This window comes from Kineococcus sp. TRM81007, from assembly GCF_022669155.1.
GTDB lineage: Bacteria > Actinomycetota > Actinomycetes > Actinomycetales > Kineococcaceae > Kineococcus.
The window spans coordinates 48,469-55,277 of sequence record NZ_JALBVB010000044.1 but is presented as its reverse complement, the minus strand read 5'-3'; the positions used below and the strand labels follow the sequence as shown (position 1 = coordinate 55,277).

The following is a 6,809-nucleotide window of genomic DNA, read 5'->3' as shown; positions in this document are numbered from 1 at the left end:
CGGCGGGCCGTCAGCGCGCCCGCAGCTCCGCCCACAGCGAGCCGCCCACCGCGTCCACGTCCACGTCCAGGGCCAGGTGCGCCGGCAGGCGCGCCTGCAGCGCCCACGCCACCGCGGCCGCGGTCGCCGGTGCCGCCTCCACCGCCAGGGTCGCCGGGCTCCCGCCCGGCGGCAGGCGCAGCGTCACCGTGCCGTCCGCGCACGACGGCAGCACCACCGTCAGCACCCCGCGGACCCCCGCGAGGAACTCCTCGTCGCCGCCGCGCACCGCACGGTCGTCCACCACGTCCACGGTGCAGCCGCGGGCGCGGGCCGCGCGCAGCCGTGCACGCACCGGCGCGTCCAGCAGGGCCCGCGCGCGCAGGTCGTCGCGCAGCCGGCGCTCCAGCCCCACCGCCGCCCGCGGCAGCTGCGCCCAGGCGCGCTCGTCGGTGGTCCCCGCGGCCGCCACCTGCCGCAGCAGCGGCAGCGCCCCCAGGTCCAGCTCCGCACGGCGCTGCCGCGCGCTGCCCGCCCGCGCCCCGGCCGCGGCCTCCTCCGCCGCCGCCCGGGCGGCCACCGCCTCGTAGCGGGCCACCTCGCGCGCGGTGCGGTCGAACAGCGCGCGCACCGCGACCGCCGCGCTGAACCACAGCAGCGCCGGCTGCTCCAGGGCGGCGATCCACGCGGCCGGCTCCTCCACCCCCGACCGCAGCACCTGCACCGCCACGACGAGCGCGGACGCCAGCTCCGCCGCCAGCGCCGCCGGCCACCGCCGGCGCACCACCAGCGCCACCACCAGCACCTGCGTCGCGCCCGGCCACCAGTTCGCGTAGGTGCGCCACGCGGTCACCGGCAACCACGGCATCACCGCCAGCCCGGACAACGGCACCACCGCGGCCGCCGCCCAGGCGGCACCCGCCCCCAGACGCGTCGACCCGCCCAGCAGCGGCCGCAGCAGCAGCGCCGTCGCCGCCAGCACGGCGGCCACCGCCAGCAGCGTCAGCGCGGGCAGGCGGTGCACGTCCAGCGACAGCAGCGCCGGCAGCGGGGCGTGCGAGGCCAGCCACAGCGCCGCCCCCGCGGCGCAGGCGCGCTGCACCGCCCTCACCGCCGGATCCCCCCGCCCCCGCGCAGCTCCCCGCCGTCCTCGCACAGCTCCCCGGTGGACGCCGCGGGAAGCACGGGCACGGACAGCAGCACGCAGGTGCCCGTCCCCGGCCACGAACGCAGGCACGCCGCACCGCCGACGGCGCGCACCCGGCCGTGCACCGACACCGCCAGCCCCAGGCGCCAGGCCGCGGGGGAGCGGGTGGGGAAGCCGGGTCCCGCGTCCCGCACCTCCACCAGCAGCCGGCCCCCGTCCGTCCCGGCGCGCACCCGCGCCCGCACCCGCAGCGGTGGGGGAGCGCCGGTCCCGTCGGCGCCGTGGCGCACGGCGTTGCGCACCAGCTCCGCGGTCGCGGTGCGCAGCGCCTCGGCGGCCTCGGGGTCCAGCGCGTCGCCGCCGCCCCCGTCACCCGGCCCGTCCAGCAGCGCACCCGGGTGCAGGTCCCGCACGGCGTGCGCCACCTGCGCCCACACCCGCGCCACCGGCAGCGCCGCCGGTGGCACCGTCGGGCGCTCACCCTCCACGCGGGCCAGGGCGGTGCGCGCCGCGTCCCGCGCCTCGGCGCGCCCGGCCGGGTCCTGCGCCTGCGCCGTCGTGGTCAGGGCCGCCAGCACGTCGTCGTGGACGATGGCGTCCCAGCGGGTGTTCTCCAGCTCCGCCGCACGCGCCGCGGACCCGCGCGCCGCCGCGTCCTCCGCGCGCAGCCGCGCCTGCTCCAGCCGGGCGCCCGAGGAGCGCACGGCCGCCACCGCCACCCACACCGCCGGGACGACCACGAGCACCAGCAGGGCGTCCAGGGCGAACGTCACCGGCGGCACCACCCACACCCCGGCCACCTGCACCAGCGCGCGCAGGCCGACGTGCACCAGGCCCAGGCCGAGCGCGGTGCCCAGGCCGGCGGCCACCGCCCCCGCACCCACGGTCAGCGGCGACAGCGCCAGCACCCACGGCGCCTGCTCCGCCCGCCCGGGCACCACCAGCGGCCACGTCGCCAGGGCCGCGTCCCCCAGGACCACCAGCGCCCACGGCAGCCACGGCCGCGGGCGGCCGTGCGCCGCCTGGGCCAGCAGCAGCACCAGCAGCACCGCGTAGGCGGTGAGCACCGGCGCGCTCCACGGCGCCGGGGGCCGCGGGCCCCGCCCCGCGCTGGCGGAGACCACCGTCGGCACCAGCGACAGCACCGCCAGCGCCAGCACGAGCGCGACGATGCGGTGGCCGCTGCGGGCGGTCACCTGCCGGGCGGGGGAGCGCCCGCGCCGGGCGGCGCCGCCGGCGGTGCGGCGGGGGGCAGGGGGCTGAGCACGCCGTCCTCCACGGCGCGCCGGTACAGCTCCATGCGCGTGTAGGCGGGCCGGTCCAGCGCGGCGTACTTGGCGCGGATGCGCTTGAGGTAGCTCTTGGCGGTCTCCAGCGTCACGCCCAGCCGCAGGGCCACCGAGCGCGCCGGCATCCCCCCGGCGTACAGCTCCAGCACGCGGCGCTCCTGCGGCGACAGGTGCCCGGCCAGGTCGGCGTCGCCCTGCAGCGCCGCGGCCGTCTCCGCCGACGGCAGCGTCTCGCCGTCGGCGACCGCGCGCAGCGCCTCCGCCAGGGTCGCCACGGGACGGTCCTTCAGCAGCACGCCCTGCGCACCGGCGCGCAGGGCCTCGGAGGCCTCGGCGTGCTGACGGCCCTCGGTGTAGACGAGGACGCGGCTGCCGGCTCCCCGCAGCGCGCCGACGTTGTCCGCCGGCCGGGAGCCGTCGCCCAGGCGCAGGTCCAGCAGCACCACCGGCGCGGCACCGGTGCCGTCACCGCCGGTGCCGTCACCGCCCGTGCCGTCACTGCCCGTGCCGTCGGCGTCGTCACCGCCGAGGGCGCGCAGCAGCTCCGGCACCGTCGGTGCGGTCGCGACGAGCTGCACGCCGTGGCCGGCGAGCTCCACGCGCAGCCCCGTCAGCAGTGCCGGGTGGTCGTCCACGGCCGCTACGCGCAGCGCAGCACCGGACGCGGTCGGTGCGGGGTCCTGCTCCACTCGAGTGACCTCCTTCGACCGCGGAGCTTAGCCAGCCCACAGCGGTCAGCCTGCACGCGACGAACGCGCCCGCCCCCCGGCCCGTTCACGACCGGCTCACTCCCCGGTGCCGACCAGGCCGATCTGGCACGTCAGACCGTTCGGGCCGTGGTTGCAGTACCCGTTCGGGACCTTGTGCAGGTACTGCTGGTGGTGCTCCTCCGCGTACCAGAACGGGCCCGCCTCGCTCGCCGGGCGGATCTCCGTGGTGATCTCCCCGTGCCCGTGCCCGGTCAGCTCCCGCTGGAACGTCTCGCGGGTGCGCTGCGCGGCTGCCCGCTGCTCGTCCGTCGTGGTGTAGACGGCCGAGCGGTACTCGGTGCCGCGGTCGTTGCCCTGCCGGTAGCCCTGCGTGGGGTCGTGGTTCTCCCAGAACACCTTCAGCAGCTGCTCCGGGCCCGTCACCGACGGGTCGTAGGCGACCAGCACCGTCTCGGCGTGCCCGGTGCGGCCCGTCACCGACTCCTCGTACGTCGGGTTCTCCGTGAAGCCGCCCTGGTACCCGGCGGCCGTGGTCACCACCCCCGGCTGACGCCAGAAGATGCGCTCCGCACCCCAGAAGCAGCCCATCGCGAACGAGATCACCTCGGTCCCCTCGGGCCAGGGGCCCTCCAGCGGCGTGCCGAGCACGGCGTGGGTGGACGGGACCTCGAAGCGGCGGACCGGCGAGCCCGCCAGGGCCTCGTCAGCGGTCACCATGCGCGTCTTGAACGGGTTGCCGAACAGCATTGAGCGATCCTCCCTCGTGGTGTCCCGTCCAACAGCGCGGGCCGACGGGAGCTTCCCGGCGCTGCGTAGGCTTGCGGACCGTGACGACTCCCGACAGCCCCACCGGCGGCACCCCCGCGACGCCCGGCTTCTCCACCCGCGCCCTGCACGCCGGCCAGGAGGCCGACCCGGCCACCGGCGCCGTCGTGACCCCGATCTACCAGGTGTCCACGTACAAGCAGGACGGTGTCGGCGGCCTGCGCACCGGCCTGGGCACCGGCTACGAGTACTCCCGCTCCGGCAACCCGACCCGCACCGCCCTGGAGGTGCAGCTCGCCGCCCTGGAGCAGGGCGACGCCGCGTTCGCCTTCGCCTCCGGCCTGGCCGCCGAGGACACCGTGCTGCGCGCGCTGCTGAAGCCCGGCGACCACGTCGTCATCCCGAACGACGCCTACGGCGGCACCTACCGCCTGGTGAAGAAGGTCGCCGAGCCGTGGGGCGTGGAGCACACCCCCGCCGACCTCGCCGACCTCGACGCCGTGCGCGAGGCCGTGCGCCCGGGCAGCACCCGCCTGGTGTGGCTGGAGACCCCCACCAACCCGCTGCTGACGATCGGCGACATCGCCGCCATCGCGGAGATCGCCCACTCCGCCGGTGCGCTGCTCGTCGTCGACAACACCTTCGCCACCCCCTACCTGCAGACCCCGCTGCTGCTGGGCGCCGACCTCGTCGTGCACTCCACGACCAAGTACGCAGGCGGCCACTCCGACGTCGTCGGCGGCGCCGTCGTCGTGCGCGACGGCGACGACGGCCGCGGCAGCACGATCGCCGAGCGCATCGGCTTCCACCAGAACTCCATGGGCGCCGTGCCCGGCCCCTTCGACTCCTGGCTGGTGCAGCGCGGCCTGAAGACCCTCGCCGTGCGCATGGAGCGGCACTGCGACAACGCCGAGCGGATCGTGGAGTTCCTGCAGTCCCACCCGCGCGTCACGAAGGTGCTCTACCCGGGCCTGCCGGAGTTCCGCAACCACGACGTCGCCGTCAAGCAGATGCGCCGCTTCGGCGGCATGATCTCCTTCCGCACCGCGAGCGTCGAGGACGCCCTGAGCGTGTGCAAGGGGACCGAGCTGTTCACCCTCGCCGAGTCCCTCGGCGGCGTGGAGTCCCTCGTGGAGCACCCCGGCCGGATGACCCACGCCTCCGTCGCCGGTTCCCTCCTGGAGGTCCCGGACGACCTCGTGCGCCTGTCCGTCGGCCTCGAGGACGCCGACGACCTCATCGCGGACCTCGCCACCGCCCTGGGCTGACCCCCGGTCCGGTGCCGTCCGCGTGGTCGCCGTGGTCGCCGTGGTCGCCGTGGTCGCCGTGGTGGGCCGGTGGGGGTGCTGCAGCCGGCTCTCCGCCCGCTGCTCGGTGCACCGTGCCCGGTGACCGTGCGGGGCGGGCTCCGGACGCCGGCCTCCGCACCCCCACCGTCCTGCCGCCCGCTCCGGTGATCCTCGTGCCGGGGGACCCGACCCCGCGTGGGGTGAGGCCGGAGGATGGTGGGGTGGTCCTGTCGGCGGGCGTCCGGAGCCCGCCCCGCGCTGGTCGGTGGGGTGCGGCGAGGAGCAGCGGGCGGAGAGCCCGACGGCAGGACCACCCCACCACCCGGGCGCGAACCCCGCTCCGGTAGGGGAAACCCCCGCACGGGGACACCCGCGCACCCCCTCGAACGCCACGCCCCGCTCCGGTCGGATGGGAACACCACCCACCGACGTCAGGAGCCCGACGTGACCGTCACGACCCCTCCCGCGCCCTCGCGCCGATCCGTGCTCAGCGTCCTCGGGGGAGCGGCCCTCGGCGCCGGTGCCGTCGCCGCGGCCCCGCCCGTGGTCGCCGCCCCGCGCCGGCGCCGCCACCCGCTGCAGGAGCACCTCGACCGCCTCGTGCACGAGGTGGGTTTCCCCTCCGCGCTGGCGAGCGTGCGCGACGCCGACGGGCGGGTGCACGACCTCACCGCGAGCTCCGTCGGGCCGGTGCCCGTGGACGGGCGCGTCCGCGTCGGCAGCAACACGAAGACGTACGTGGCGACGATCGTGCTGCAGCTCGTCGACGAGGGGCTCGTCGGACTCGACGAACCGGTCGATGCGCACCTGACCGGGCTGCTGCGCGGCCCCGGCGGCGACGGCCGCGAGATCACGGTGCGGCAGGTCCTGCAGCACACCGCCGGCCTGCCGAACTACACCGGCCACTTCGGCACCGCCGACTGGTTCGCGCTGCGCGACCGCTACTACGAGCCGCGCCAGCTCCTCGACCTCGTCGCCGAGCAGCCCGCGACGGCGGCGCCGGGGCAGGAGTGGGCGTACAGCAACACCGGCTACGTGGTCGCCGGGCTGCTCGCTCAGCGGGTCGCCGGCCGGCCCCTGGCCGAGCTGGTGCGGACCCGGGTCACCGAGCCGCTGGGGCTGTGCGAGACCTTCTTCCCGCACGCCGGTGAACAGGGTTTCCGCGGGGCCCACCCGGCGGCGTTCCACCGCGACTCCGCCGCGCAGCCCTGGGGGGACATCACCCTGCTCGACCCGTCGTGGGGGTGGGCGGCCGGCGCGCTCGTCGCCTCGCCCAGCGACCTCAACCGGTTCACGGTCGCGCTGCTGTCCGGTGAACTGCTGTCGGCGCAGGCGCTGGAGCAGATGCGCACCACCGTGCCGTCCCCGGACCTGTGGGAGGGAGCCCGCTACGGCCTGGGGCTGTCCAGCTCACCCCTGCCGGACGGCACGCTCCTGTGGGGGCACGGCGGGGACATCCCCGGGTTCGAGACGCGCGGCGGCGCCACCGACGACGGGCGCGCGGTGACGATCGCGGTCACGGCGCTGCCCACGGGTGTCGCCTCCGACGAGGAGGGGGCGCTCGCGGCGGCGAACGCGGTGCTCGACTCCGTGCGGGCGGCGTTCCGCTGAGCTCTGGTCCCGTCCGTGT

General features: G+C 77.2%; 6 protein-coding genes. 2 read left to right on the top strand and 4 right to left on the bottom strand.

The annotated features are described in order from the left end of the window. Window positions 1–10: 10 nt before the first annotated feature. From MN205_RS07775 to msrA, 4 genes are all read right to left on the bottom strand, one after another. The gene (locus MN205_RS07775) at window positions 11–1,090 is read right to left on the bottom strand and encodes a hypothetical protein (RefSeq protein WP_242125959.1); all 1,080 of its coding nucleotides are present in this window, start codon (window positions 1,088–1,090) and stop codon (window positions 11–13) included. Next, complete coding sequence (locus MN205_RS07770) at window positions 1,087–2,322, bottom strand: ATP-binding protein (protein WP_242125957.1); 1,236 nt, start codon at window positions 2,320–2,322, stop codon at window positions 1,087–1,089. The genes MN205_RS07775 and MN205_RS07770 overlap by 4 nt, the downstream gene beginning before the upstream one ends. After that, window positions 2,319–3,104: a response regulator transcription factor gene (locus tag MN205_RS21710; protein WP_242125956.1), complete on the bottom strand. Its 786-nt coding sequence runs from the start codon at window positions 3,102–3,104 to the stop codon at window positions 2,319–2,321. The genes MN205_RS07770 and MN205_RS21710 overlap by 4 nt, the downstream gene beginning before the upstream one ends. A 96-nt stretch (window positions 3,105–3,200) precedes the next feature. Beyond that, window positions 3,201–3,872, bottom strand: coding sequence for a peptide-methionine (S)-S-oxide reductase MsrA (gene msrA / locus MN205_RS07760; protein ID WP_242125954.1), 672 nt, complete (start codon window positions 3,870–3,872; stop codon window positions 3,201–3,203). A gap of 80 nt (window positions 3,873–3,952) precedes the next feature. Here msrA and MN205_RS07755 point away from each other — a divergent pair, with 80 nt between their 5' ends. Together MN205_RS07755 and MN205_RS07750 are read left to right on the top strand one after the other, a co-directional pair. Further along, window positions 3,953–5,158 carry a cystathionine gamma-synthase gene (locus tag MN205_RS07755; protein ID WP_242125951.1) on the top strand — a complete coding sequence of 402 codons (1,206 nt, stop codon included), beginning with the start codon at window positions 3,953–3,955 and terminating at the stop codon, window positions 5,156–5,158. 465 nt (window positions 5,159–5,623) lie between these two features. Continuing rightward, window positions 5,624–6,790: a serine hydrolase gene (locus tag MN205_RS07750; protein WP_242125949.1), complete on the top strand. Its 1,167-nt coding sequence runs from the start codon at window positions 5,624–5,626 to the stop codon at window positions 6,788–6,790. Window positions 6,791–6,809: the final 19 nt, after the last annotated feature.

What these genes read in the sequence shown, in the direction of transcription:
- msrA (WP_242125954.1), bottom strand. Translation starts at nt 3,872, where the DNA reads ATGCTGTTCGGCAACCCGTTCAAGACGCGCATGGTGACCGCTGACGAG.